Here is a 24,312-nt window from a genome sequence, read left to right on the forward strand (position 1 = left end):
TTTATGGACGAACGAATCAAGGCTGCGATCGCCGCGCACGCGCTCGCTGAATACCCGCGCGAGTGCGTTGGCTTCATCGTGCAGACTGACGCCGGCGAAGTCTATCTGCCATGCATCAACCGCGCACCGAAGCCGGAAGACGACATGGCGGTATCTGGCGAGGACTACGCACGCGCCGAAGATATAGGCGAGATCGCAGCGTTCGTTCATTCGCATCCAGGTATGCCGGCGCGCCCGAGCGGCGCTGACAGGGCGATGTGTGAGCAGAGCGGTATCGCGCGCTGGATCATCGTTTCGCTCGGTGTGCAGGCCGATGGCTTGATCGCCATCGACGATTGGTGCGAGTTCGGGCCGTCCGGTTTCATCGCGCCGCTCATTGGGCGCCAGTTTGTGCATGGCGTGCACGACTGCTACGCGATTGTGCGCGATTACTACCGGCTCGAGCGCGGCGTTGATCTCCCTGATTTCGAGCGAAGCGACGAGTGGTGGGATGACGGTCACTCGTCGCTCTATCTCGAAAACTACCGCGCCGCAGGGTTCGAAGACGTGGGGCACGATGCGCCGCTCGAAGTCGGCGACGTGCTGCTGATGCAGATCCGTAGCCGCAACGGCGTGCCAAACCATGCCGGCGTCTATCTCGGCGACAGCCAATTCATCCACCACATGCACGGGCGCCTGTCGGGCCGCACGGTGTGGGGCGGCATGTGGGCGCAAACCCTGCACACGGTGCTGCGCTACAAGGGGTAATCAATGAGCAACACGCTTCGTACCGTACGCCTCTATGGCGTGGCGGGGACCAAGTTCGGCCGCGTGCATCGCATCGCCGTCTCGTCGACGCGCGAAGCCATACGTGCGCTGTGCGTGACGGTTCCCGGATTCGAGAAATTCATGATGTGCGCCAAGGACAACGGCCTGACATTCGCAGTGTTTCATGGCCGCCGGAACGTCTCCGAAGACGAGCTCGAGCATCCGGTCGGGAGGGATGAAATTCGCATTGCGCCGATCCTGATCGGCAGCAAGAACGGCGGCCTGTTCCAGACCATCATTGGGGCCGCGCTGATCGTGGTGGGGGCATTCACGAGCGCATATGGTGGATCAACGCTGATCGGCCTTGGCGCTTCGATGATGCTCGGCGGCGTCATGCAGATGCTGAGTCCGCAGACGAGCGGGCTCGCCGGCGCTGGCCCGAACAACGGAACGTCGTACTACTTCAATGGGCCAGTCAACAGTGCGGCGCAGGGCGAGCCGGTGCCTTTGGTGTACGGCCGCATGGTGGTCGGCTCGAAGGTAATCAGCTCTGGAATTTTTGCACAGGACAAGAACTGATATGCGCATTCAAGGCTCGAAGGGCGGCGGATCGAGCAGCACGCCAACGCAGTCGCCTGATAGCCTGCACTCGATCGCCTATGCGAAAGTGCTCGACGTTCTGTCCGAGGGGCCGATCGGTGGCCTGGTGAATGGGCTGCAGTCGGTGTATCTCAACGGTACGCCAATTCAGAATAGCGACGGCTCGACGAACTTCGCGAACTACAGTTTCGACGCGCGCACCGGCACACAGGACCAGACCTATCTCGCTGGGTTCCCCGCTGTCGAGAACGAGATCGCAATCAGCACGCCGCTGACGTCGGATGCGCCATGGGTTCGCCAGGTGCAGAACACGCAACTCACGGCCGTACGGTTGCGGTTCGGCGTCCCAGCGCTGCAGGTGTCGGACGCGACGACCGGCAATGTCACGGGCTACCGAGTCGAATATGCGATAGATCTCGCCGTCGACGGCGGCTCGTACTCGCAGGTCGTTTCCGGTGCGTTTGATGGCAAGACGACGTCGCTCTACGAGCGCAGTGTTCGCATCGAATTGCCGGCCGCGACTTCGAGCTGGCTTGTGCGTGTGCGCCGCATCACGCCGAACGCGCATAGTTCGCTGATCGCGGACACGATCAATATCGAGGCGATCACCGAAGTCATCGATCGCAAGCTGCGCTATCCGATGAGCGCCCTCATCGGCCTCACGTTCGATGCGCAGTCGTTCAGTTCGGTGCCGACGCGTTCCTACGACATCTACGGTCTGTTGATCCGCGTCCCGACCAACTACAACCCGGTGACGCGCGCATATACCGGCGCTTGGGACGGTACGTTCAAGACTGCATGGTCGAACAACCCTGCATGGGTCTTCTACGACCTCGTGCTGAACGCGCGCTATGGGCTTGGCAACCACGTCGACGCATCAATGGTCGACAAGTGGGGGCTGTATCAGATCGCGCAGTATTGCGACGTGATGGTCGCAGACGGGAAGGGCGGCCAGGAACCCCGGTTCACGTGCAACTGCGTGATCCAGTCGCAGGCCGACGCGTACAAGGTGTTGCAGGATCTCGCGACTACGTTCCGCGGCATCGCGTATTGGGGTCCGGGATCAGTCGTAGCGAACGCGGACATGCCGGCCGATCCGGTCTACGTGTACACCGCGGCGAATGTCGTTGGCGGCCAGTTCAAGTACGTCGGCTCTGCACTCAAGACTCGCTACACGACTGCGCTGGTGAGCTGGAACGATCCAGCGAATCAGTACAAGCAGGCCGTCGAGTATGTGCCTGATGAGGACGGGATCGCGCGCTACGGCGTCACGAAAGCGCAGATCACCGCGTTCGGGACAACGTCGCAAGGGCAGGCGCACCGATTGGGGCTCTGGACACTGCTGACCAGCAGGTACGAAACGAACACGGTTTCGTTTTCGGTCGGACTCGACGGTACGCTCTGCGCACCTGGGCAAATCATCGCCGTCGCGGATCCGGCGAAGGCCGGCAAGAGAATGGGTGGCCGCATCCGCGCGGTGAACGGCGCCGTGATCACGCTCGACAAAGCACCGAGCGTCTCAGCCGGTGACGTGTTGACCGCGATCCTGCCCACTGGCGTAGCGCAGAAGCGCACCGTCAGATCGTCTGCTGGCGACGCAATCACGGTGGACAGCGCCTTCGATACAGATCCGGTCGTCGGGGCCGTGTGGATGCTTGAAAACACGACCCTCAATGCGCAGCTGTTCCGAGTGATCAGCGTGCAGGAGGCATCTGACAACGACCAGATCACGTACACGATCAACGCTGCCCAGCATGAGCCTGGCAAGTACGCGGCGATCGACAATGGTGCGGCGATTCAGGTTCGGCCGATCACGGTCATCCCGCCCTCGGCACAGGTTCCGCCGGCTAACGTTCGGCTCTCGACGTACTCGGTGATCGACCAGGGCATCTCAAAGGCCGTCATGGTCATCGCATGGGATGCTGCTGCGAATGGTGTGAGCTACCTTCCGGAGTGGCGCAAGGATAACGGCGAGTGGGTGTCAGCTAACCAGACGGGCGGCCTGCAGGTTGAGGTGTCGGGCATCTACCGCGGCACCTACAGCGCGCGCGTCCGTGCCGTCAACGGGATGGGGGTGACCTCTGTTCCCGCCTATTCCGCTGACACCACTCTTACCGGCAAGACGGGGCTCCCGCCGGCTGTAGCGTCGCTCTCGACCGCCACGCAGGTGTTCGCGATCGAGGTTGACTGGACGTTCCCAGCCGACGGGACTGCTGGCGATACGCAGCGCACCGAGATTTGGTACAGCAGGACAAACGATCTCAGCACTGCGACGAAGCTCTCGGACTATGCGTTTCCGCAAGCGCGCGCGAGTTTGATGGGCCTCGCAGCAGGCCAATCGTTCTTCTTTTGGGCGCGCCTTGTTGATACGTCCGGGAACATCGGTCCTTGGTATCCGTCTGGCGCTGGTGTGAATGGGCAAAGCAGCAGCGATGCGACGCCGATTCTTGAGTACCTCACTGGGGCTATCACGAAGACGCAGCTGGGTACTGATGTCCTGACTCCCATCGACGCGATTCCCGGTTTGCAGCAGGACGTAAGCGATAACGCGGCAGCGATCACGATTGAGCAGCAAGCACGGTCCACTGCTGACGCAGCGCTCTCGACGCGGATCGATCAGGTGAGTGCTCAGGTCGTTATCCCACCAATGGCTGGCGACAGTGGGGGATATGCCGGATCGACAACGGTCTATGCCGGGGTGTGGTCTGAACAGTCTGCGCGGGCTGAGGCGGATTTGGCGCAGGCGCAGAAAACGGATACCGTTACCGCTCAGATGCAGTCATCCGTGGCAGCGCTGTCTGCTGCCGTGCAGACCGAGACCACGGCGCGAATTGCGGCTGACTCAGCCACGGCGGCACAGATTACGACCGTACAGGCGCAGGTCAATAGCAACACGGCTGCAGTCCAAACGAACGCTGCTTCCTATGCCGACATCAACGGCCGAGTCGCTGCCTCCTATCAGATCAAGACTCGGGTCACGACAGGGGGGCGCACGTACATGGCCGGTATCGGTGTTGGCGTAGATAACACTAGCGGCACGGTCGAGTCCCAGGTGCTGGTGGCAGCACAGCGCTTTGCGATCCTCGACGACGCCGGATCGACGGTGTCGTCGCCGTTCGTGGTGCTGGGTGGCCAAGTATTTCTGTCGCAGGCGTTCATCGGTACCGGCTGGATCACGAATGCGATGATCGGCCAGACGATTCAGTCGACAGCCGTGGGCGCAAACGGTCAGCCGCTCTGGATTTTGGATAAGGCCAATGGCATTACGTTCAATGGCCCGAACGGCGGAAGTGGTTATCTGAACATCAACTCGAGCACGCTAACGGTCTACGACAGCAACGGCACGCTGCGCGTGCGCCTGGGGATCTGGCAATGACGGCAGGTTTGCAAATATGGGATGGCTCTGGCCGCTTGCTGCTGGATGCCACATCGCGCGCGGGCCGAGTGATGGGCATTGTGCGAGCGGAGGGCGTAGCGGGCAGTGCGTCCGCCGACCTGTCGAGCGGGACGCCTTTCTGGACGTTCATGCCCGATTGGATCTTCAAGCGGGTATCGGGTGCCGAGCCGTCTCCCATCGTGTCAATTGGGCCAAGCGGAATCAGCTGGACATACAGCCCGAACTCTGGCGGATCGAATGCCTATAACCCGGTTCCGGGATGGCTGGTATTTGGAGTGTATTGAGGATGACAGCAGGATTTCAAGCATTCACCGATACCGGTCTATATCAGATCGATGGAATGACGCCCAACTACCAGTTGGTGATGTCTGCGTCCGCTGCATCGAGCAGCACGACATTGCTGTTGGCGAGAAACGACGCGGGGAATCCCTTTTACACGACGCTCGCCGCAGTGTCATTTACGTTCTCGGCGAATCAAGCACCGATGTACGGTGTATATGCAGAAGGCGGTGTTGGAATAACTCTCTGGAATGCAACGTCATCTGGCAATACGTACACGCTGACCTTCATCACCGAGCAGCCGTGCACGGTTCACTTCTTCGCTTTCGATAAAGTGCCACCTCCGAGCGGGAACTTCGGCCTGCAGGTGTTCAATGGAAATGGCGTGCTAATTGCTGACTCATCGCGGCCATTCCTGCGCGTGCTCGACGTCATCTACGAAGAGTATTTGCCGCCTGGGACGGGCTGGGTCACAACCGGGTCTCCGTATCCAACATGGAAGTCGAAAACGTACAGCGCCCCAGTCATCATATCGGCGATCTACTCAGTGCATGTGGCTTGGAGCTATGACCCTGCCGGCGTCGAGCTTACGTCGATTCGAGTGAGTGGGAGCACTGTTTCATGGGGAACGACGATGTACGGGGGTGGCAAGACATCAAACTTCTCGGGGTTCAGGGAGCAATATCGCTCGCGCTTCATGGTGCTGGATGGAACTGGAATCGTGTGATTGGCCGCTTTCGAGCGGCCCTTTGTTTTTTGGGGGGGGGAATGGATGCAAGTTAGTCCGACGGAGGCAGCAAGCTACGCCGGTAGCGGCGTGGCTCTTGGAGCGTCGCTGACGCTTACTCAAGTTGGCGTGATCGTGGGTATCGCGACGGCAATCCTGACGTTCGCGTCCAACTTGTATTTCCAGTGGCGAGACGACCAGCGCAAGCAGCGCGAATCCGATCTACGGATCGAAGATATGGAGAAACACGATGGCTAGTGCACCGAAGAAAACTCTTGCCGGTGTTGTGGGGGCTGCTGCGGCAGCCCTTTTGCTTTCTATCGTCCCGCGATTTGAAGGGCAGGTGCTCGTCGCGAAGCCCGATCCGATCGGCATTGTGACTGCGTGCAACGGCGATACGAAGGACGTGAAGCTCGGGCAGCGCTTCACGCCGGAAGAGTGCCGTACTCGGCTCGAACAGCGTTTGATCGAGCATGCCGAGCCGGTGCTGAAGTGCACCCCAACGCTGAAGGGGCACCCGTACCAACTCGCGGCCGCGGTGAGTTTCGCCTACAACGTCGGGCCGCGCGCGTACTGCGCGAGCACAACTGCTCGCCGGTTCAATGCGGGCGACTTCCGCGGCGCGTGCCGCGCGATGAACGAATCGGACAGCGGCAGGCCGCAGTGGGTGACGGCCGGCGGCCGCGTGCTGCCCGGATTGGTGAAACGGCGCGCAGACGAGCGCGCGCTCTGCGAGAGGGGGCTGTGATGCTGAGAATCATCATTCCGTACCTGATTGCTGCGATCCTCGGCGCGTCGGCTGGCTTCGAGGTCGAGCACCTGATCAGCGCGCGGCGGATCGCCGATATGAAGTCCGATGCGGCGATCGCACAAACGAAGGCGGTCGAGGCCGCTCGCATCGAGGAACAACGCCGCACCGCGGCGCAAACGGAGATCGCAAATGACGCGAACCAAAAACGTACGGCCGCGCTCGCGGATGCTTTTGCTGCTCGTGCTGCCGCTGGCAGCCTGCACCAGCGCGTCGATCAGCTCGTCGCAGCCGCCCGCGATCCCGCCACTTCCGCCGGAGGCTCGACAGCCGGCGACGCCCTCGATCTGCTTGCCGACGTGCTCGGCCGCGCTGACCAGCGCGCGGGCGACTTGGCAGAGTACGCTGACCGCGCCCGCATCGCCGGCCAGCAGTGCGAGCGCGACTACGACGCGCTGACGATGACAACCGCGAAATCGAAGAACTGACTGCGCTGCAGGATTATTTGACCGCAAAACGGCCGGCGATGTCCGGCCGCAAATGGATTGTGTGGATCATGAAAAGCTCTGTAAACTTCATAGAAACGAAGTGAAGTTCATCAACTAGCGCCTGAGACCAAAATGAAAAAGATCCTCGCAGCATTGGCAATTCCACTTTGCATTTCCATGGCCGCATGCGGCGGCGGCGACGGTGACTCGCCCGCGGCGCCCAGCAAGTTTGCGGTGAAGCTGACGTTCTCCGGCGTTCCGCTCGTTACGCAGCAAAAGACTACGCGTACGGCCTCGACGGATGTTGCTTCCAGCGCTAGTGCCACGCTCGCGCCATCTGCGGGCCAGGCAACGGTTGACGCGCTTCAGCAGCGGTTCGCCGCGGCGGGCGCCGGGATCACCGTATATCCTGGGGTGATCGACGGGACGACCCTGCATCAACTGGTGATGGCCGTGAATAATGGCGTCGGTCCTACACAGGATGAGATGGATCATGCGAAGCTTCCGGTTGCGCCGTCCGAATGGGTCGTATTGAATTTCCAGCTCGACGATATGCAAACGGGGCGCAATGATCCCGCTCAGGTCGCGGCAATCGAGCAATTCCGCAAGGATCTCGTCGTGTTCCAGAATCGGCTCTATCTGGAAGGCAAACAAATTTACAAGGTGCTCCCGATTCGCACGTGCGAATTGCCCATGGGTCAAACGGCAGCAGATGGGTTGGCGGATCTCTTGGCGAGCGTGCCCGGCAACGGCTATTTGCTTGGCCTAGTGGATGCCCCGGATAAGTCGCACATGGGAGCGGACTGCCGAACTCCGGACCAGGCAACACAAGACGCTCATCTGACCGCCATCGTCACCCGTGTGGTAGACAGCTACAACGCGGTCAATGCGTACGTGAACGACTGCCGCGCCCATCCGGAAAACCATCCCGAGGGTTGCAAAGGGCTGTAACACATCGGGGGCGTTTGCCCCCGATGGTTGTCAGATCAGGGGTGCCTCCTTGTAGGCTTTCGTGACGCACCGGATCCATCAAGCGGGTCATCGGTCCTACGTCCTTCGCTCCTCGTCCTGCAACAGCCGACGCAGCTTGTACAGCGCGACGAGGTGCGCCCCTCCCGTGTCCTCCTTCCAGACCTGCTGAACGATCTCGCGGTAGTGCTCTGCCTCGTCCAACACCCGCCGCATGCGCACGATCTCGATGATGAGCGTGCGCACTTCGTGCCCTTCGGGGTACCGGCGCCAGATTTCGCGTAGCTGGCGCGCGGTTGGCGACTGGATCGAGGGCAGTGGCGGCTTCGGCATGACGGCGTAAATACTGTATGGATATACAGTTTATCGCGGAGTAAGATGGGGCCGTCAACTCGAAAAAGTGGGGACAGCATGTGCACCAACTACGTGGCACCAGGCGAAGATCCCGGACTCAGCGAGTTGCGGATCGACAGCTTCGTCGACCTCTATCGGTGGCACCCATGGAAGCCAGAGATCTACCAGGACTACGACGCCCCGATCGTCGGCTATGTCGACGGGCAGTTCAAGCCGCTGATCGCCGGCTTTGGCTTCTGGCCGCACGCGCTGCAGAAGGCCAACGTCGAGAAGGCGAAGGAGCAGGGCAAGAAGCCTCCGATCATCCGCAGCACGATGAACGTGCGCGACGACAACCTCGGGAAGTCGCCGCTGTATGCGCCGGCGTGGCGCGCCGGCCGCCGCTGCCTGATTCCAGCGAAGTGGATCTACGAGCCGAACTGGGAGACGGGAAAGCACGTGCGGTACCGGATCGGGCTGGCAGGCTGGCGGCCGCTATGCGTCGCGGGCATCTGGCGCACGCTTCAGCGCCCGGACGGCACCGAGCAGCACACCATGGCGATGATCACGGTGAACGGTGATGAGCACCCGATCATGAAGCATATGCATCGGCCGGGCGACGAGAAACGGTCGGTCGTGATCCTGCGGCCGGAAGACTGGGAGGAATGGCTGACGACGTCGAATGTTGAGGCCGCGCGCGCGATGCTGCAGCTGTACCCGGCGGAGGATATGGCGGCCGAGCCGGCGACGTCAGAATGAGGCAGATTTTTCTGGAAGATGAGGCAAAGTGTCTACGCCAGATAAGGATGAGCGATGGCGCCACATTCCAATGTTTTTGTGTAAGTCTATGATTTGTATGGATTATATGTAAGGATTGTGATTCCTGTTGTCGTGGGTTCGAGTCCCATCAGCCACCCCAAAGAATTCCTAGCGGTATCAAGTTGTTGAAAACGGCACTGTCCTTCAGGACAGTGCCGTTTTTGTTTTGGCATTCCCAAATTGGGAATTGCGCGCGGTAACGCTTTGCGAGCTATGTGAAGTCGCAGGGGCGGGCAGCCGTCGCCGGACGCATGCCGATCCCGCAACGCACTGGGTCCGCTTTGCCGGGTCACGAATACGTGCGCCGGCTCCCAGTGCCGAGTCCGTCGCGCGGCAGCGGTGCGCTGCCGGAAACGGCTCGCGGCCGAGCAGTCGCTTCTCGTCGCGCCGTTGAAGCCGCGCGCGTCAGCCGACGCAAGCCACCCGAACCCGGCCCGGGACCCGCGGCGAACCCAGACAGCGTCCCTCATCGAGCGGAGTTTGACCCGCGGCGGTCGCCGTCCTAGTTGTCTTGAACGGCCGCGTCACCGGTCTGGGCAATCTTGGATAGCACGCGCTTCTGATATGCATACCAGGACATCAGGCAGTCTTTATCGCGGCAATTTTTTTCTCGAAAGTTCCATTGCCGCCTCGTTCTATTATTGAACGCCGTCTTGTCTACCGCGGCCTCCTTGGCCTGACGGTACGTGTCGGCGAGATCGCGGTCAGCTGCCGCCAAATCCGGATCGTGACAAATCAGAAACTCTGGAATCGACTTCGCCTTGCTGCAGTCGAAGCTCGTTTGCTGGACGGGGCCGTTGGCAGAGTCATGCTGAGCGTCGGTGGCGGGTGTGGTCGTGGTCGGTGGTTGCGGCACTTGCGATGACGATGCTGCACCGACCGGAGCCTGGCTCACGGTCTGACTTGGCGCTCTCTGGCCGAACGGAATCAGTTGCCCGGCTACGGCATCTTCCACCATTCCATTCAACAGGGATCCCGGCGCAACACGTATGGTTTCCGTCTTTACCACCATATCTCCGGCCATAGTCTGCGATTTTGCGAATTCACAGGGCGCTTGACACGCGACGCGCGTCGAGAAATTGGGATTATCTTCGTCGATCAACAGCAGGATGTACGTGCCGTCGCGAAGGCCGACGTATCGCATCATGACCAAAGGCTTGGCCGTCTTTCCGGCACGAATATCATCTTCGCTTAGGCCCGGCTCGTAACCATAAGTCCCGTCCTGATTGATGGCGTAATTATGCCGAGGCGCGGGCGGGGCAGTGGTGGTCGTTTGCGTCGGAGAAACCTGAGAGGCCGGGGCAGTGTCACTGGCCGCGGCAGGTGCCGCCGTTGTGGTTGCCGAATGAGTGTTGTCCTGCTTCGAATTACATCCCGCGAGAGCTGCAACGACAAGCAGCACAGGGCCAATATGTTTCATGGTCTTCCTCGTTTCTTGTTTGATTTAGTATTTCCATTGCGACTAGCAGATTTCGCTGCACGCACATGCGCCTAAGGTGCGCTTGCGAGTCGATCATGTCAGTCGGCCGCGGGCATCGCAAGCGGCCCATCGCATAGCCGAGCCCGCTACCTACGGTCTGGTTCAAGGTTATTTGTTTTGTTAACTAATTTGATGCTAAATCAGTATGCCGGTGTTGACTTGGATCAGTCGGTGGCTGAAGGTGTCAAATCAGCATTTTTTTCTGATGGACACAAACGGGGAAGCAGCACGATCGCTTTTGGCGCCCCTATTTTCAGCATGATTACCGCCGCAATATCACCGCCAATTCGACCGCGGTTTATTCTGTCGATATCCGACACAAGGTTTATGGAGGAACGAGCGCCTTGGAATATGCCGAAAACGGACCGAACGGCGGGCAGCCGAGCGAGGCGATCGCCATGGTTTCAGCGGAGGAGCGCTACCGCTCGCTGGTCGACGCAATCCGCGACTATGCGATTTTTCTGCTGGACCCGACTGGCCATGTCGCCAGCTGGAACGCCGGCGCGGAGCGTATCAAAGGCTATCGCGCCGACGAAATCATCGGCCAGCACTTCTCGGTCTTTTACCCATCCGACGCGCAACAGCGCGGCTATCCGGCGGAAGAACTCGCTCGCGCCGTCACGCTCGGACGCTGGGAGGACGAAGGGTGGCGCATACGCCGCGATGGTTCGAGGTTCTGGGCCAACGTCGTCATTACGCCGCTGCGAGACCGCGACGGCATGCTGGTCGGCTTCGCGAAAGTCACGCGCGACCTGACCGAGCGCCGCAGCAATGAAGAGAGACTGCGTCAGAGCGAAGAGCGCTTGCGTTTGCTGATGGACGCGGTCGAGGATGCCGTTTTCATGCTCGACCCGGACGGTCACATCACCAGCTGGAACGCCGGTGCGAAGCGGCTCAAAGGTTTCGAACCGGCGGAGATCATCGGCCACCACGTGTCGCGTTTCTATCCGGCGGAAGACATCGCGGCGCGCAAGCCGGAGAGGGAACTGGCGACCGCGGCCGCACAGGGCCGGGTGGAGGACGAGGGCTGGCGGCTGCGCAAAGACGGATCGCGTTTCTGGGCCAACGTCGTGATTACGGCGGTCTACGGTCCGGCCGGCAAATTGCTGGGCTTCGCGAAAGTCACGCGCGACATGACCGAGCGTAATCGCCTGAAGCAACTGGAGTACGCAAGCGAACTCGCGTCGCGTATCGAGACGGCCCGCGAGGAAGAAAAGAAGCGGATCTCGCGAGAACTGCACGACGACCTCGGCCAACAACTGACGGCGCTGAAGATGGGCCTGAACAGGCTCGTGACGCAGGATGACGCGACGCCGAGTGCCCAAGCGGCCCAGCTCGCCGACAGCATGCGCGCCGCGCTCGACCGCGCGATCCTGTCGGTGCGACGCTTGTCGGCCGGTTTGCGGCCGGCGATCCTGGACGATCTCGGCCTGCTTCCCGCGCTCGAGTGGCTGGTGGACGACTTTCGGCAACGCTCCGGCTTGCGGGTGCTGTTCCACACAGAGCGTTGCGATGTGAGATTCACGGACGCCGCGTCGACGGCGTTGTTCCGCATCGTCCAGGAGGCGCTCACGAACATTGCGCGGCACGCATGGAATCCGACCGAAGTCCGGATCGCATTTCGTTGCACGGAATCGCAATGCGACCTGTCGATCGAGGACGACGGCGAGCCGGCCCCGTCAACCGAGCGCCCGCCGGCTGCGGTTCACTCGTCGGGGCTCGCCGGCATTCGCGATCGCGTGCGACGGCTCGGCGGCACGAGCGTCGCGGAGCCTTTACCGTCGCGGGGCTTCGGCATCAGTCTGTCGGTCCCGCGCAGATCGGTCACGACCGACTGAGGCCAACGGCACAACGTCGTCGTGCCGTGCTCCAGGACGTCGAGATCGAACCGGCCGCCACTACCGACCCGATCGAACGTCACATACCGCAATAGCGCGCGAGCAAATCCGCTTCCGTCTCATGCACCTCCACCGGCACGCGCGTCGCGCCCGCGTGCGCCAGATAGCGCGCGCGATGCTGCCCGTTCCGGAACGACGCAACGCCGGTCTTCGACAGACTCGGGATGCCGAGCAGCGTCCGCGGCCTCGTCTCGCGGAACGTGATGAACGGCATGTCCGGAATCCGCGCCTTGTCCGGGTCGAGAAATTCGCGAATGCCGGCCGCCTTGCCGGGCGGCCAGTCCTGAACGGACGGCAGCACGTAATCGGTCGTGTCGCGGTCCGCGCACGCGAGCAGCCGACGCAGGTCGATGGTCACGACGCGATGTCGCGAGTCGTCGGATCCGAATACCCGCTTGAGGTGCGTATAGGCGTAGGCGGCGTGTCCGGGCAACGGAACGATCCAGACGTCGACGCCGTCGTGTTGTGCCTGAGCGAGTGTCATGGTTTGCATCGTATTGCGGTGATTTCTATAGCTCGACTGTCGCAGTGCGGCGGCCTCCGTCCGCAGCGGAATGCGGCGACAGGGGCGCACGAGCAGCTAGCGTGCAATCCGCGCCGCGCTCGTCGACGCGTTCGCGATCATTCCGAGAATAACGGCACCGTGCGTCCGGAATTTATTCCCACGAGCGAAATTCACACAAGATTCACGCGGTGCAGCGCGCATCCGGACGCGCCGGCACATCGCGGACGCGGCGCGTGCCGCGCGGAGGGAAACAACGGAATTCGCCGACGAAAGGTGCAAGCGTCGCTGTCGCCGAGTGCGATCGACACTGGCGCTTGCCGGTTCCAAGGGTGAGTTGTCGCACAGACGGTTGCGCGCGCCACGATCACAATCCGACGGGTTGACCGTTCTCCCCGGCCCGGTCAACGTTTCCCCGCTCGCTCGTGCAGGAGCGGGGACTTTTTGCAGGCCGGATGCGTCAGTGGCTGTCAGGGCTCGAGCGAGCGCTCGGGACGACCGCGTCTATAGGTTGATGATGCCTATTTCCGCCGATGCGCCGCCGGGGCGTCTCGGCCCGCCAGCCGTCAGCGCGCGCGCTACGCTCCGGCCCGCTCACCCAGCCTGTTCGACGCTCGTTTCCCAACCGTCGTAGTTGCCGCCGAGCGCGCGCACCTCGCGGTTGATCTCGAGCGTATGGCGCGTGATGTCGGCCAGCGCCATCGTCCCTTCGTGCGCGAAGCGCACGGCCGATTTGCCGTCCTCGGTCGGCGCGACCGATTCGACCAGATAGCCCTTCGACTCGGCCCAGTCGGCGAACTGGTGCGCGTCGCTCGGATCCGGGAAGTAGGCCCAGTGCGCCACGCGCCGGCTCACGTCGCCGACGTCGCCTTTTTGCAGCAGCGCGTCGAGCCCGCGCATGTCGCGCATCAATTGCCAGTCGTCGTCGGTCGGGTAGAGCGTGCGCCAGTAGGTCTCCTTGTCCGGATCCTCGTGGTATGCGTATTGAAGTGCGTAGGCCGTCTGGTCGGCCAGCGCGTCGACGATCCCGGCCGCCGTGTCTTCGTCGAACGACACGTAAAACAGGAAATCCTGGTTGTTGTCGACGGTGATGCGGCCGACCTGCACGCCGTTGCGCCCAGTCACCGCGGCGTCCAGCAGCGTCTCGACGCGCGTGAGTTCGGCGAATTCGTCGCTGCCGGGCAGGCCGTCGGGCGTCGGATGCGCGAGCGCGACGCGCACGCTGAGCAGCGACGTGCGCGGGTCGGTCTCGGCGATTTCCGCGAACGCGTGATTGAAGCTGATGAAAGCCTGATGGTCGCCCATTCTGGCCGGGAAGGTTCCCCAGGCGTCGGTCATGTGTTTCTCCGGTGCACGATGGTCTGTTGACGGTTGCAAAGCGTCTCAATGTATCATCGAAAATCGCGTCGGCCGAAGCCGCGCGCGCGGCCGGTCGCAACCGTTTCGAAGGAGAGGTCGATGTCGATGTTCGCGGTGAATGGTGTCCGAATCGATGTGCGCAGCGCGCGGGTGACACACGTGCGCTGGGCGGCCGTCAACCCAACGGACCGCTCGTGGGCCGCAGCGCCCAGCGAGGCGACGGTCGCGGAGGTCGCCAGCGCGCTCGCCGCCGGCGCCGACGTGTTGGCCGTGTTCGACGAAGCGGACGCAACGGCCGTCGGGCCGAGGTTGAAACGCGTGCTGTACCGCGACGCATCCGAAGGGATCGAGCTCGACATCGACGCGACGAACGAGTCGCGCACGCTGCGCGACCTTCCGCAAATCTGACGGCAACTGCGGCGCGCGCCCGCACTGCGCAGCGCCGCACGACGACCCATCCCGCCGCGGCAGCAAACGCGATGCCGCCGGTCTCCAGCGCGCCGTTGGCGCCGCACCGCGCTCGCTGCCCGCGTACGTTCGTGCCGGTCCGGCACGTCGCAAAAAAATTTCCGAACCGATGTCGATTTCAGTCGAGCCCGTTCGTCGTGTCATCGGCGGCGGATGCATCGCGCGTCCGTCCCGTTTCCGATACGACAACTCACTGAAGGAGCGACACCCATGGCCACGTTCGTCAAACCGATTCCGGAAGGGATGCGCACGCTGACGCCGCACCTGATCTGCGCCGGCGCAACCGCCGCGATCGAGTTCTACACGCGCGCGTTCAACGCCACCGAACGGTTCCGCCTGATGCTGCCCGACGGCCGGCTCGCGCACGCGTGTCTCGCGATCGGCGATTCGGCGCTGATGCTCGTGGATGAAATGCCCGAGCACGGCGCGGTCGGGCCGAAGGCGCTGAAGGGCACGCCGGTCAGTCTGCATCTGTTCGTGCCGAACGTGGATGCGGCCATCGAGCAGGCCGTCGCGGCCGGCGCGACCCTCCGGGTTCCGGCGGCCGACATGTTCTGGGGCGATCGCTACGGTCAGGTCGAGGATCCGTTCGGTCATCGCTGGTCGATCGCGACCCACCAGCGCGATCTGACGCCCGAGCAGATCGCCGAGGCAATGGCCAGCGCGCCGCCTTGCGGCAGCTGACCGCAGCAGGCAGGCCCCGCGGGGCCGACGCAGCGGGCTGAACGCCGCAGCCCCGGCCGCGCGCCGCCGCGGCATCGGCATCGGCAGCGGCGTGCCGGCGCTCAGCCGCCGGTGGCCTTGCCGCGCCGCTTGTCCTCGTACATGCGCCGGTCGGCCGAATCGAGCAGGTCGGCCACCGTGCGATGACGGGCGGGATCGTAAGCGACGTGGCCGACGCTGAAGCGGATCGCGTAACCGCGCGCGTCGTCCGCGTTGCGCCGCTCGAGCGCCTGCTTCACGCGTTCGATCGGCTCGCCGACGTCGGCCGGGTCGATCGCGCTCAACAGCACGACGAACTCGTCGCCGCCGAGCCGGGCGATCACGTCGCTGTCGCGCAGCGTGCCGGTGAGCGTCTGCGCGAACGCCTTCAGTGCACGGTCGCCTTCCGCATGGCCGCAGCGATCGTTGATCGCCTTGAAACCGTTCAGGTCGAAGAACAGCAGTGCCGCTTGCCGGCCCGTGCGCTCGCACAGGCCGAGCACCTGACGCGCGAGAATCTCGAAGCCGCGCCGGTTCGTCAATTGCGTCAGCTCGTCGGTGGTCGCGAGATGGAGCGCCGCGATTTCGCGTTCGGTCATGTGGGCGAGATCGCCGAGCAGCGCGAGCTCGTCGGCGCACAGCTCACGCGGCCGCGTATCGATCAGGCACAGCGTGCCGACCGGCGCGCCGTTCGGCGCGGCAAGCGGACGGCCTGCGTAGAAGCGAATGCCGGGCTGGCCGGTGACGAGCGGGTTGTCGTGGAAACGATCGTCGTTGAGCGCGTCCTTGACGACCATCGTGTCGTCCGCGAGCAGCGCATGCGCGCAGAACGACACGTCGCGCGAAGTCTGCGTGGCGTCGAGCCCCGGATGACTCTTGAACCACTGGCGGTCCTCATCGACGAGGCTCACGACAGCGATCGGCACGTCGAACAGCCGGCGCGCGAGGCGCGTGATGCGGTCGAAGCGTTCTTCGGGCGGCGTGTCGAGAATCGACAATGAATGGAGTGTGGCGAGCCGGGCCGTCTCGTCGGCCGGTTTGGAAGCAATCTGCATGGGTCTTTGTCTCGGGTGCCGGCATGGGCAGCCGGTCATCGAACGAATGTCGCCTCGCGCGGACACGACGTAGCAGGCGGGCGGCGGTTGCTGCCGAAGGCGCGCCGACGAGCGACTGTGAATCAGTATCGCGCATTCTCCATCGCGCCGCCAGAACGGGCTGGGCGCTCAAGCCGCCCGCTGCGAGGCCGTAAACAGGGGCGAGATCAATCGTTCCGCTATCGCCTCATGGTCCGTTTTCTGTATGCAGCGTATCTCGCGTTTGCGCTGTATCTGCTCTATCCGATGGTCCAGAACACGCTGGCCTTCAGTGCGGGCTGTATCGTCGGCGCGCTGCCGGGCGGTGCGCGCGACGTGCCCAAGCCTTCCGCGAGCGACGCGCATGCGCATCCCGGGCGATGTGTCGCGACGGCGCAGAGCGGTGGACGCTCTTCTGCCGAGATCCACTGACGTCGCTCGTTCGTACCGGCTGCGCTAGCGTCGTGCGTGCGGGGCTGGCCATTCGGCCAGGTTGATGCGTGCGCCGTCCACGCGGATCATGGACGACGTCGCGGTGCTTGCCGACCGCGGCGTGCGTGAACGGCCACGGCGATCGCGCCGATGCGGCGCGTCAATACGATGAGCGATACGGCGTGCCCTGGTCGAAGCGGCTCTGCCAATGCGCGAGGTAGCGCGACGCGAGCTGCGGGTTGTTCCACACCACGACGACGTTCTCCGAATTACGGCTGGCGGCCGACGCGCTGTAATTGAACGAGCCCGTCTCGACATGCTCGGCGTCGATCACGAGGTACTTGTCATGGTGGATCGCGTACACATCGATCGTGCGTGTCGGGATGCCCGCGTTGACGAGCAGGTTCAATGCCTGCTGGCTGCTTTTCGCGCGGTTGCCCTTGTCGTCCACGACCACCGCGACGTTGACGCCGCGCCGCTTCGCGGCGAGCAGCGCGCGCGTGATCGGCGGCGACGTGAACGAATAGGCGGCCACGCGGATGGAAGTGCGTGCTGCGCCGATCGCCTTCAGCACCAGCGCCTCGGCGCCGCCATCGGGCGAGAACGCCGATTCGACGACCTGCGTGGCGGGCGCTGCATGGGTGGGGGCGGGCAGCAGCTGCGTGACGAAATCGATCGCCTGCTGAAGCAGCGATTCGTTGTGCGTCTTGCCGAACGCGGCGAACGGAGTGGCGAGCAGGGAAGCGGCGAGACAGGCGGCGGCGAGGCGTTGGCGCGACAACATCGTGGACAGCGAATGATTTTGAGACAGCGGGCCGTGAGTGTAACGCAGACAGGGCGGCGCGGCCACGCCCGGATGTGGATGCAACGGACGACGTGGCGGGTGCGGGTACCGGGATCGCCTGCGGCAACGTGCGGCGCCCGGGGCAGCAGGCGGTCCGTAAGCGTACGCACGGCCCATCTGAACGGCGCGCGCCGATGTGATAGCGTTCCTGCTTTCCACTGACGCGACGGGAGCACCATGGAATACCGCACACTCGGCGATTCCGGCATCGAGGTCAGCCTGATCGGCCTGGGCACGATGACTTGGGGCGAGCAGAATTCGGAGCGCGACGCGCACGAGCAGATCGATTACGCGCTCGCGCAGGGCGTGACGCTGATCGATACCGCGGAGATGTACCCGGTGCCGCCGAAGGCCGACACGCAGGGCCGCACCGAGCAGTACATCGGCACCTGGCTCGCGCAACATCGTGCGCAGCGCGCACGCATCGTGCTCGCGACGAAAATCGCCGGCCCGGCGCGACAGCCGCACAACCCGCGTCACATTCGCGGCGAAGGCAATCAGTTCGACCGCAAGAATCTGACCGAGGCGCTCGATGGCAGCCTGAAGCGTCTGCAGACCGACTATGTCGACCTGTACCAGCTGCACTGGCCCGATCGCAGCACGACGACGTTCGGCCGTAGCGCGTATCCGTGGATCGACGATGCCTATACGGTGCCGATCGAGGAAACGCTCGGCGTGCTCGCGGAGTTCGTGAAGGCCGGCAAGGTCCGCGCGATCGGCGTGTCGAACGAAACGCCGTGGGGCGTCGCGCAGTTCCTGCGCGCGGCCGAGCGGCTCGGGTTGCCGCGCATCGCGAGCATCCAGAATCCGTACAGCCTGCTGAACCGCACGTTCGAGAATGGCCTGTCGGAGTTCACCCATCGTGACGGCATCGGTCTGCTCGCGTATTCGCCGCTCGCGTTCGGCTGGCTGTCGGGCAAGTACGAAAACGGCGCGCGGCCGGCCGGTGCGCGCATCACGCTGTTCGAGCGCTTTCAGCGTTACAGCAAGCCGCACACCGTTGCCGCGACGTCGCGCTACGTCGCACTCGCGCAGCGCCACGGGTTGTCGCCCGCGCAGCTCGCGCTCGCGTTCGTCAACAGCCGGCCGTTCGTGCGCAGCAACCTGATCGGCGCGACGTCGCTCGAGCAGTTGAAGGAGAACATCGGCAGCATTGACGTGAAGCTGTCCGACGAGGTCCTCGCCGAAATCGACGCGCTGCACGAACTGCAGCCGAACCCGGCGCCGTAAGCGTCCTCGATCAACGCGCGGTATCGCTATCGATGCTGCGAGGTCGCTTCATGGCGCAGCGTGGTCAGCGCATCCCGAGCCGGATGCGCGCGCTCGGCTGTGCGGCAAGACCGAACGGCGCCAGCCCATCAGGTACAGTCCAGGCGCGAGCTGGTTGCCGGGCGGCGAGCGGCTGCTGCACTTCGCACGGCTGCCTGTTGGAGGTCGAGCACGCGATGAAGGAAATCGGCGCGCTGCAAGCGCTGTATGGCAGCGTGTTGAAGATTGTGTGCCCGGAGGGATTCTTGAGCGAGTTCCTGCCCGGCGCGCTCGCCGCCTTCAAGGCGCGCCGCGCCGGTTTCTCGTTGTGGCGCCCGTGCGTGCTTTTCGCGATCACCTGCTCGACGCGATGAGCGCCACGCCGACCGCACGCCGCCGGCGACGCCCGGCCGTGAGATAATTGCGAATCCGCCTTCCGTGCCCGTGCGGCTCGCCGAGCCGCATCGCCCCTGTTCGACGCCAAATTGAAGAACCTGATTGTCACCCTCGATCGCGCCGGCGAGTTCGACGAGATCATCGACGTGCGCACGCCGCTCGAGTTCGCCGAGGACCACATCCCCGGCGCGCTGAACGCGCCCGTACTCAGTAACGAGGAGCGCGTGATCGTCGGCACGATGTACCGTCAGGTGTCGCCGTACGAAGCGACGCGGGTCGGCGCGGCGATGGTCGCGCGCAACATCGCGCGGCATCTCGATACCACCTTCGCCGACCGTCCGCGCAACTGGCGGCCGCTGATCTATTGCTGGCGCGGCGGCAAGCGCTCGGGTTCGATGACGGCCTGGTTCAACCTGATCGGCTGGCAGGCGCGCCAGCTCGACGGCGGCTACAAGGCATACCGGCGCTCGGTGTGCGCGACGCTCGATACGCTGCCCGCGCAGTTTCGCTATATCACGCTCGTCGGTCATACGGGTTGCGGCAAGACGCGGCTGCTGAACGCGCTGCGCGCAGAAGGGGCGCAGACGCTCGATCTCGAGGCGCTCGCCCGTCATCGCGGCTCGCTGCTCGGCGCGCTGCCGGGCGTGTCGCAGCCGACGCAGAAGGCGTTCGATTCGGGGCTGGTCGGGACGCTCGAACGTTTCGACCCCGCGTGGCCGGTGTTCGTCGAGTCGGAAAGCCGCAAGATCGGGCTCGTGCAACTGCCGCTCGCGTTGCTCGACGCGTTCCGCGCGGGGCCGTGGGTGCAAATCGAAGCCGCGCACGACGAGCGCATCGCGTTCCTGCTCGACGACTATGCGCATCTGTTCGTCGACCCCGACGCGTTCAAGGCGCAACTCGCGCGGCTGATCGGGCTGCACAGCCGCGAAGAGGTCGCGCACTGGAGCGCGCTGATCGACGCCGATGCGCGCGCCGACCTGTTCCGCGCGCTGATCGACCGGCATTACGATCCTGCCTATGCGCGCACCTATCGTTCGTCGTACGACAGACCGAACCGCGTGCTGACGTTCACGTTCCGGCCGAACGCAGCGGACGCGCGCGATCAGGCGCGCGCGCTGCTCGACGCGCTCGCGCAGGCCGGCGTGCCGGCATCGCCCACGGGCGATGCGGCGGCGCGTGCCGACACCAATACCGATACCCACAACAACGCAACGACTCCCACACGATGACGACCACACGCTCCCAACCCAGTCCGGCGCTCGGCTGGATGACCTTCCTGCTGATCGCAGTGGCGGGCCTGTTCTACGTGAAATGGTTCCCGTACTACAACAAGGCGTTCGTCGCCGCCGAGCATCACTCGATCGGCAACTCGATCCTGATGGGCACGTCGGCGAGCGCGCCCGAACCGTCGCTGAAGGCGGCGCTCGACTACGCATGGGCGTACGGCAAGGCGATCTGGCAGGCGATGGTGCTCGGCCTGCTGCTCGGTTCGGCCGTGCAGGCGCTGTTGCCCGCGCACTGGGTCGCGCGCGTGCTCGGTCGCAGCGGCTTCGGCAGCGTCGCCGCGGGCGGCCTGCTGTCGCTGCCGGGCATGATGTGCACCTGCTGCGCGGCGCCGGTCGTCGCGGGCCTGCGCGCGCGACATGCGTCGCCGGGCGGTGCGGTCGCGTTCTGGCTCGGCAACACGGTGCTCAATCCGGCCGCGCTGGTGTTCATGGGCTTCGTGCTCGGCTGGCAATGGAGCGCGCTGCGCCTCGTGCTCGGCGTCGCGATGGTGTTCGGGATCGGCTATCTGCTGAACCGCATCGCGCGCCCCGAGGATCGCAGCATCGACGACGCGCAGCTCGCCGCGCTGGCGGCCGAGCAGGCCGCCGCCGGCAATCCGTTCGTCCGCTGGGTGAAGCTGCTCGCGCGCATGGCCGTGCGGCTCGTGCCCGAATACATCGTGCTCGTGCTGCTGCTCGGCGCGGCGCGCGCGTGGCTGTTCCCGCACATCGGTCCGGACATCGGCAACCATCTCGGCTGGATCGTCGCGTTCGCGGTCGCCGGCACGTTGTTCGTGATCCCGACCGCCGGCGAGGTGCCGATCATCCAGGCGATGCTGTCGCTCGGCATGGGCGTCGGCCCGGCCGCTGCGCTGCTGATGACGCTGCCGCCGATCAGCGTGCCGTCGCTCGCGATGCTCGCGCGCTCGTTCAAGCCGTACATGCTGGCGATTGTCTCGGTGCTCGTCGTCGTGTTCGGGGTCGTGAGCGGGCTGCTCGCGATCGCGTTCGGGTTCTGACCGGCGGCCGGCGCCGTATTGGCGGATGCTCGCTGCTGCCGCCGCTGTCACCGCAGTAGCCGCGCGCGACAGCCGCCCATGCGGACCAGCGAGCCGGCCGTGTGCGCGTGCCCGGTGACCGGCCGGCCGGCGCGCCGCCCGCGCCTCGTATTCACCCGGCGCCGCCGCTACACGCGTGCGGTGCCCTTTACAAGAAGCAAACAGGAAAACGCATGACCCAACCGAAGATTCATCCTCGACTCGAAAAGGCGCTGACGCGCGGCGATCTCGCGATCCGCCAGGCCAATTCCGCACGCGCCACGGCCGTGCTGAACGCGCTCGGCACGATGATCATCGAAGCGTCCGCCACGATCGGCGTCGAAGCGAGCATCGAGATTCCGCACGGCGATCGCATCTACGACCCGGTCAACGGCCTGTGGCCGCAGAAGATGCTGGTGTCGTTCGACGGTCCGGTAGCCGAGGCCGACGCGGAGGAATTGCGCGCGGTCTATCTGATCGCCGACGATCCCGGCACGCAGTTCCGCGTCGAGTGGCATCGCGCGGACGGCAAGCTCGGTCGTCAGGAAGGCGGCCCGCTGGCGACCGTCGCGTTCCTGACCGACGTCGAAATTCCGTGGAGCGACGACGACGAGTGACGTCGTCGTCGGCTCGGCACACCGGCCGGCGCGGTATGCGCGTGCGCGTCAGCGCATCATCCGCCGCCGGAACAGCCACGCCGACACCACGAAGCCGCCGAGTGCATAGGCGGCGAGCACCGCGACGTGCAGCCCGACGTCGGTTGCCGGCCGGCCGAGCATCGCGGGCCGGATCAGTTCGACCGCGTTCGCGAGCGGCAGCAGATGCGCGGCGTGCTGCGCGAGCGGCGGCAACTGCGTGATCGGGAAGAACACGCCGGACAGCAGCAGCATCGGCGTCAGCACGAGCGTCTGGTAGAACATGAAGAAGTCGTAGGACGGCGCGAGCGCGGTGACGATCATCGCGGTGCTCGCGAACGCGAGGCCGGCGAGCGCGATCACCGGCAGCGCCGCGAGCATCGACGGAAACCGCGCATAGCCGAGCAGGCCGGCGACCAGCATGATCGTGGCGCCCGACAACAGCGCCTTGCTCGCGCCCCAGACGATCTCCCCGAGCACGATGTCGCCGAGCGCGAGCGGCGTGTGCATGATCGCTTCCCACGTGCGCTGCACGTGCATGCGCGAGAAGCCCGAATACATCGACTCGAAGCTCGCGGACATCATCACGCTCGAACCGACCGTGCCGGCCGCGAGGAACGCGATATACGACACGCCGTCGACGTGCCCGAGCATCAGCCCCAGCCCGAATCCCAGCCCGAACAGGTAGATCATCGGATCGGCGAGATTGCCGAACAGCGACGCGAGCGCGAGCTTTCGCCACACCAGATAATTGCGCCGCCACACCGCGATCCAGTTGGTCGCATTCGCGGGCAGCGCGATCGCGAAGCGCGTTTCGCGCGGCGGGGCGGACGATGTGGAGGCGGAATAGTTGCGAACGTCCATGGTCGGTCAGTCCTGCATTTCGCGGCCCGTGAGCCGCAGGAACACGTCTTCCAGATTGGCCGGACGGTGCAGATAGCGCAATCCCGCACGGCCTTTGAGTCGCGCGGCGAGCGGTTCGGGGTCGCTCACGTAGCAGAACAGCGTTTCGCCGCTGATCTCGGTGCGCTCGGCGAACGACGCCACCTCGTCGCGCAGCGCGACCGGATCCGGCCCGTAGATCTCGATCACGTCGCAACCGATCTCCGACTCGATCAGCGCGTGCGGCGCGCCTTCGGCGATCTTGCGGCCTTCCTCGATCACGCACAGCCGATCGCACAGGCGCTCGGCTTCTTCCATGAAGTGCGTCGTGATCAGGATCGTCTTGCCGCGCGCGAGCAGCGAGCGCAAGCGCTCCCACATCAGGTGCCGCGCCTGCGGATCGAGGCCGGTCGTCGGCTCGTCGAGCACCAGCACGTCGGGATCGTTCACGAGCGCCCGCGCGAGCGTCAGGCGCCGCTTCATGCCGCCCGACAACTCGCCGACGCGCGCGTCCGCCTTGTTCTCCAGCTTCGCGAATTCGAGCAGCGGCGGCACGAGTGCGCGCGCGGCCGGCGCGGAGATCCCGAAATAGCGGCTGAACACGAGCAGGTTCTCGCGGACCGTGAAGTCCGGATCGAGATTGTCGAATTGCGGCACGACGCCGACGCGCCGGCGCGCATGGCGGGCGCGCGACGGGACCGGCTCGCCGCAGAGCGAAATGGCGCCCGCGTCCGGATAGACGAGGCCGAGCAGCATTTTCAGTGTGGTGGTCTTGCCGGCGCCGTTCGGGCCGAGCAGCCCGTAGCATTCGCCGGCCTCGACGTGGAAGGACAGGTCGTTGACGACGAGTCGGTCGCCATAGCGTTTTTCGACGTTCCGGAAATCGATCGGTGCAACGGACATGGGCAGGGTGTCGTTGTGAACGGGCGCCGCCGCGCCGGCCGGCTCGGCGGATGCCACGCGCCGTATGCGAACGGCTCGGAC

General features: G+C 64.4%; 26 protein-coding genes and 1 pseudogene. 19 read left to right on the top strand and 8 right to left on the bottom strand.

Going from position 1 to position 24,312, the window contains the following annotated elements:
- The first annotated feature begins 3 nt into the window (after positions 1–3).
- The 9 genes from EX20_RS07075 to EX20_RS07115 all read left to right on the top strand — a co-directional run bounded on the left by EX20_RS07075 (position 4) and on the right by EX20_RS07115 (position 7,937).
- The gene (locus EX20_RS07075; RefSeq protein ID WP_034193086.1) at positions 4–747 is read left to right on the top strand and encodes a C40 family peptidase; all 744 of its coding nucleotides are present in this window, start codon (positions 4–6) and stop codon (positions 745–747) included.
- Positions 748–750: 3 nt separating this feature from the next.
- Positions 751–1,326 (top strand): tail assembly protein, encoded by a 576-nt coding sequence (locus EX20_RS07080; RefSeq protein WP_034193087.1) that lies wholly within the window; start codon positions 751–753, stop codon positions 1,324–1,326.
- 1 nt (position 1,327) lies between these two features.
- Positions 1,328–4,723 carry a TipJ family phage tail tip protein gene (locus EX20_RS07085; RefSeq protein WP_034193088.1) on the top strand — a complete coding sequence of 1,132 codons (3,396 nt, stop codon included), beginning with the start codon at positions 1,328–1,330 and terminating at the stop codon, positions 4,721–4,723.
- Positions 4,720–5,028: a hypothetical protein gene (locus tag EX20_RS32775; RefSeq protein ID WP_231572246.1), complete on the top strand. Its 309-nt coding sequence runs from the start codon at positions 4,720–4,722 to the stop codon at positions 5,026–5,028. Before EX20_RS07085 ends, EX20_RS32775 begins: the two co-directional genes overlap by 4 nt.
- Before the next feature lie 2 nt (positions 5,029–5,030).
- Positions 5,031–5,750, top strand: coding sequence for a hypothetical protein (locus EX20_RS07095; protein WP_034193090.1), 720 nt, complete (start codon positions 5,031–5,033; stop codon positions 5,748–5,750).
- A complete protein-coding gene (locus EX20_RS07100) occupies positions 5,751–6,008 on the top strand; it encodes a phage holin (protein ID WP_226151306.1) in 258 nt (85 codons plus the stop codon). It begins immediately after the preceding gene.
- Positions 6,001–6,498 (top strand): lysozyme, encoded by a 498-nt coding sequence (locus EX20_RS07105; RefSeq protein ID WP_034193091.1) that lies wholly within the window; start codon positions 6,001–6,003, stop codon positions 6,496–6,498. The genes EX20_RS07100 and EX20_RS07105 overlap by 8 nt, the downstream gene beginning before the upstream one ends.
- Positions 6,498–6,986 (top strand): DUF2514 family protein, encoded by a 489-nt coding sequence (locus EX20_RS07110; protein ID WP_034193092.1) that lies wholly within the window; start codon positions 6,498–6,500, stop codon positions 6,984–6,986. The genes EX20_RS07105 and EX20_RS07110 overlap by 1 nt, the downstream gene beginning before the upstream one ends.
- A 132-nt stretch (positions 6,987–7,118) precedes the next feature.
- A complete protein-coding gene (locus tag EX20_RS07115) occupies positions 7,119–7,937 on the top strand; it encodes a hypothetical protein (RefSeq protein WP_034193093.1) in 819 nt (272 codons plus the stop codon).
- 96 nt (positions 7,938–8,033) lie between these two features.
- On the opposite strand, the gene EX20_RS31770 is transcribed toward EX20_RS07115, so the two are convergent.
- Positions 8,034–8,288 (bottom strand): hypothetical protein, encoded by a 255-nt coding sequence (locus EX20_RS31770; protein WP_060043758.1) that lies wholly within the window; start codon positions 8,286–8,288, stop codon positions 8,034–8,036.
- A 78-nt stretch (positions 8,289–8,366) separates the two neighbouring features.
- Here EX20_RS31770 and EX20_RS07120 point away from each other — a divergent pair, with 78 nt between their 5' ends.
- Positions 8,367–9,047, top strand: coding sequence for an SOS response-associated peptidase (locus EX20_RS07120; RefSeq protein ID WP_034193094.1), 681 nt, complete (start codon positions 8,367–8,369; stop codon positions 9,045–9,047).
- 562 nt (positions 9,048–9,609) lie between these two features.
- Here EX20_RS07120 and EX20_RS07125 read toward each other — a convergent pair.
- Positions 9,610–10,338 carry a lysozyme inhibitor LprI family protein gene (locus EX20_RS07125; protein WP_034193188.1) on the bottom strand — a complete coding sequence of 243 codons (729 nt, stop codon included), beginning with the start codon at positions 10,336–10,338 and terminating at the stop codon, positions 9,610–9,612.
- A 647-nt stretch (positions 10,339–10,985) separates the two neighbouring features.
- Between EX20_RS07125 and EX20_RS07130 the strand changes: the two genes are divergently transcribed.
- Positions 10,986–12,425, top strand: a complete 1,440-nt coding sequence (locus tag EX20_RS07130) for a PAS domain-containing sensor histidine kinase (protein ID WP_034193189.1) — start codon at positions 10,986–10,988, stop codon at positions 12,423–12,425.
- 79 nt (positions 12,426–12,504) lie between these two features.
- On the opposite strand, the gene EX20_RS07135 is transcribed toward EX20_RS07130, so the two are convergent.
- A complete protein-coding gene (locus EX20_RS07135; RefSeq protein WP_011884706.1) occupies positions 12,505–12,969 on the bottom strand; it encodes a plasmid fertility inhibition factor family protein in 465 nt (154 codons plus the stop codon).
- 612 nt (positions 12,970–13,581) lie between these two features.
- A complete protein-coding gene (locus EX20_RS07140) occupies positions 13,582–14,325 on the bottom strand; it encodes a DUF695 domain-containing protein (RefSeq protein WP_014722976.1) in 744 nt (247 codons plus the stop codon).
- A 120-nt stretch (positions 14,326–14,445) separates the two neighbouring features.
- Here EX20_RS07140 and EX20_RS07145 point away from each other — a divergent pair, with 120 nt between their 5' ends.
- Positions 14,446–14,754, top strand: a complete 309-nt coding sequence (locus EX20_RS07145) for a hypothetical protein (protein ID WP_034193095.1) — start codon at positions 14,446–14,448, stop codon at positions 14,752–14,754.
- A 270-nt stretch (positions 14,755–15,024) separates the two neighbouring features.
- A complete protein-coding gene (locus tag EX20_RS07150) occupies positions 15,025–15,498 on the top strand; it encodes a VOC family protein (protein WP_034193096.1) in 474 nt (157 codons plus the stop codon).
- 101 nt (positions 15,499–15,599) lie between these two features.
- Here EX20_RS07150 and EX20_RS07155 read toward each other — a convergent pair whose 3' ends face one another.
- A complete protein-coding gene (locus EX20_RS07155; RefSeq protein WP_011884713.1) occupies positions 15,600–16,571 on the bottom strand; it encodes a GGDEF domain-containing protein in 972 nt (323 codons plus the stop codon).
- Positions 16,572–16,799: 228 nt separating this feature from the next.
- Between EX20_RS07155 and EX20_RS07160 the strand changes: the two genes are divergently transcribed.
- Entirely contained in the window at positions 16,800–17,021 is a 222-nt protein-coding gene (locus tag EX20_RS07160) for a hypothetical protein (protein WP_011884715.1), read from the top strand.
- Between the two features lie 160 nt (positions 17,022–17,181).
- Here the strand turns inward: EX20_RS07160 and EX20_RS07165 are convergent, their stop codons facing one another.
- Positions 17,182–17,805, bottom strand: a complete 624-nt coding sequence (locus EX20_RS07165; RefSeq protein WP_011884717.1) for a phospholipase D family nuclease — start codon at positions 17,803–17,805, stop codon at positions 17,182–17,184.
- Positions 17,806–18,042: 237 nt separating this feature from the next.
- Here EX20_RS07165 and EX20_RS07170 point away from each other — a divergent pair, with 237 nt between their 5' ends.
- The 5 genes and pseudogenes from EX20_RS07170 to EX20_RS07190 all read left to right on the top strand — a co-directional run bounded on the left by EX20_RS07170 (position 18,043) and on the right by EX20_RS07190 (position 22,428).
- Positions 18,043–19,095 (top strand): NADP(H)-dependent aldo-keto reductase, encoded by a 1,053-nt coding sequence (locus tag EX20_RS07170; RefSeq protein WP_014722978.1) that lies wholly within the window; start codon positions 18,043–18,045, stop codon positions 19,093–19,095.
- 160 nt (positions 19,096–19,255) lie between these two features.
- Positions 19,256–19,445, top strand: a pseudogene (locus tag EX20_RS07175) (LysR family transcriptional regulator); the annotation flags it as partial.
- Between the two features lie 153 nt (positions 19,446–19,598).
- Complete coding sequence (gene mnmH, locus EX20_RS07180; RefSeq protein ID WP_034193098.1) at positions 19,599–20,738, top strand: tRNA 2-selenouridine(34) synthase MnmH; 1,140 nt, start codon at positions 19,599–19,601, stop codon at positions 20,736–20,738.
- Positions 20,735–21,793: a permease gene (locus EX20_RS07185; protein WP_011884723.1), complete on the top strand. Its 1,059-nt coding sequence runs from the start codon at positions 20,735–20,737 to the stop codon at positions 21,791–21,793. Before mnmH ends, EX20_RS07185 begins: the two co-directional genes overlap by 4 nt.
- A 212-nt stretch (positions 21,794–22,005) precedes the next feature.
- Positions 22,006–22,428, top strand: coding sequence for a hypothetical protein (locus tag EX20_RS07190; RefSeq protein WP_011884724.1), 423 nt, complete (start codon positions 22,006–22,008; stop codon positions 22,426–22,428).
- A gap of 48 nt (positions 22,429–22,476) precedes the next feature.
- On the opposite strand, the gene EX20_RS07195 is transcribed toward EX20_RS07190, so the two are convergent.
- Both EX20_RS07195 and nodI read right to left on the bottom strand, forming a co-directional pair.
- Positions 22,477–23,310: an ABC transporter permease gene (locus EX20_RS07195; protein ID WP_011884725.1), complete on the bottom strand. Its 834-nt coding sequence runs from the start codon at positions 23,308–23,310 to the stop codon at positions 22,477–22,479.
- 6 nt (positions 23,311–23,316) lie between these two features.
- Positions 23,317–24,231: a nodulation factor ABC transporter ATP-binding protein NodI gene (gene nodI, locus EX20_RS07200; protein ID WP_034193190.1), complete on the bottom strand. Its 915-nt coding sequence runs from the start codon at positions 24,229–24,231 to the stop codon at positions 23,317–23,319.
- Positions 24,232–24,312: the final 81 nt, after the last annotated feature.

Origin of the sequence: Burkholderia sp. WP42 (genome assembly GCF_000745665.1) — a bacterium.
Taxonomy (GTDB): Bacteria; Pseudomonadota; Gammaproteobacteria; order Burkholderiales; family Burkholderiaceae; genus Burkholderia; species Burkholderia vietnamiensis.

What these genes read in the sequence shown, in the direction of transcription:
- EX20_RS07075 (WP_034193086.1), top strand. Translation starts at nt 4, where the DNA reads ATGGACGAACGAATCAAGGCTGCGATCGCCGCGCACGCGCTCGCTGAA.
- EX20_RS07080 (WP_034193087.1), top strand. Translation starts at nt 751, where the DNA reads ATGAGCAACACGCTTCGTACCGTACGCCTCTATGGCGTGGCGGGGACC.
- EX20_RS07085 (WP_034193088.1), top strand. Translation starts at nt 1,328, where the DNA reads ATGCGCATTCAAGGCTCGAAGGGCGGCGGATCGAGCAGCACGCCAACG.
- EX20_RS32775 (WP_231572246.1), top strand. Translation starts at nt 4,720, where the DNA reads ATGACGGCAGGTTTGCAAATATGGGATGGCTCTGGCCGCTTGCTGCTG.
- EX20_RS07095 (WP_034193090.1), top strand. Translation starts at nt 5,031, where the DNA reads ATGACAGCAGGATTTCAAGCATTCACCGATACCGGTCTATATCAGATC.
- EX20_RS07105 (WP_034193091.1), top strand. Translation starts at nt 6,001, where the DNA reads ATGGCTAGTGCACCGAAGAAAACTCTTGCCGGTGTTGTGGGGGCTGCT.
- EX20_RS07110 (WP_034193092.1), top strand. Translation starts at nt 6,498, where the DNA reads ATGCTGAGAATCATCATTCCGTACCTGATTGCTGCGATCCTCGGCGCG.
- EX20_RS07115 (WP_034193093.1), top strand. Translation starts at nt 7,119, where the DNA reads ATGAAAAAGATCCTCGCAGCATTGGCAATTCCACTTTGCATTTCCATG.
- EX20_RS31770 (WP_060043758.1), bottom strand. Translation starts at nt 8,288, where the DNA reads ATGCCGAAGCCGCCACTGCCCTCGATCCAGTCGCCAACCGCGCGCCAG.
- EX20_RS07120 (WP_034193094.1), top strand. Translation starts at nt 8,367, where the DNA reads ATGTGCACCAACTACGTGGCACCAGGCGAAGATCCCGGACTCAGCGAG.
- EX20_RS07130 (WP_034193189.1), top strand. Translation starts at nt 10,986, where the DNA reads ATGGTTTCAGCGGAGGAGCGCTACCGCTCGCTGGTCGACGCAATCCGC.
- EX20_RS07135 (WP_011884706.1), bottom strand. Translation starts at nt 12,969, where the DNA reads ATGACACTCGCTCAGGCACAACACGACGGCGTCGACGTCTGGATCGTT.
- EX20_RS07140 (WP_014722976.1), bottom strand. Translation starts at nt 14,325, where the DNA reads ATGACCGACGCCTGGGGAACCTTCCCGGCCAGAATGGGCGACCATCAG.
- EX20_RS07145 (WP_034193095.1), top strand. Translation starts at nt 14,446, where the DNA reads ATGTCGATGTTCGCGGTGAATGGTGTCCGAATCGATGTGCGCAGCGCG.
- EX20_RS07150 (WP_034193096.1), top strand. Translation starts at nt 15,025, where the DNA reads ATGGCCACGTTCGTCAAACCGATTCCGGAAGGGATGCGCACGCTGACG.
- EX20_RS07155 (WP_011884713.1), bottom strand. Translation starts at nt 16,571, where the DNA reads ATGCAGATTGCTTCCAAACCGGCCGACGAGACGGCCCGGCTCGCCACA.
- EX20_RS07160 (WP_011884715.1), top strand. Translation starts at nt 16,800, where the DNA reads ATGGTCCGTTTTCTGTATGCAGCGTATCTCGCGTTTGCGCTGTATCTG.
- EX20_RS07165 (WP_011884717.1), bottom strand. Translation starts at nt 17,805, where the DNA reads ATGTTGTCGCGCCAACGCCTCGCCGCCGCCTGTCTCGCCGCTTCCCTG.
- EX20_RS07170 (WP_014722978.1), top strand. Translation starts at nt 18,043, where the DNA reads ATGGAATACCGCACACTCGGCGATTCCGGCATCGAGGTCAGCCTGATC.
- EX20_RS07185 (WP_011884723.1), top strand. Translation starts at nt 20,735, where the DNA reads ATGACGACCACACGCTCCCAACCCAGTCCGGCGCTCGGCTGGATGACC.
- EX20_RS07190 (WP_011884724.1), top strand. Translation starts at nt 22,006, where the DNA reads ATGACCCAACCGAAGATTCATCCTCGACTCGAAAAGGCGCTGACGCGC.
- EX20_RS07195 (WP_011884725.1), bottom strand. Translation starts at nt 23,310, where the DNA reads ATGGACGTTCGCAACTATTCCGCCTCCACATCGTCCGCCCCGCCGCGC.
- nodI (WP_034193190.1), bottom strand. Translation starts at nt 24,231, where the DNA reads ATGTCCGTTGCACCGATCGATTTCCGGAACGTCGAAAAACGCTATGGC.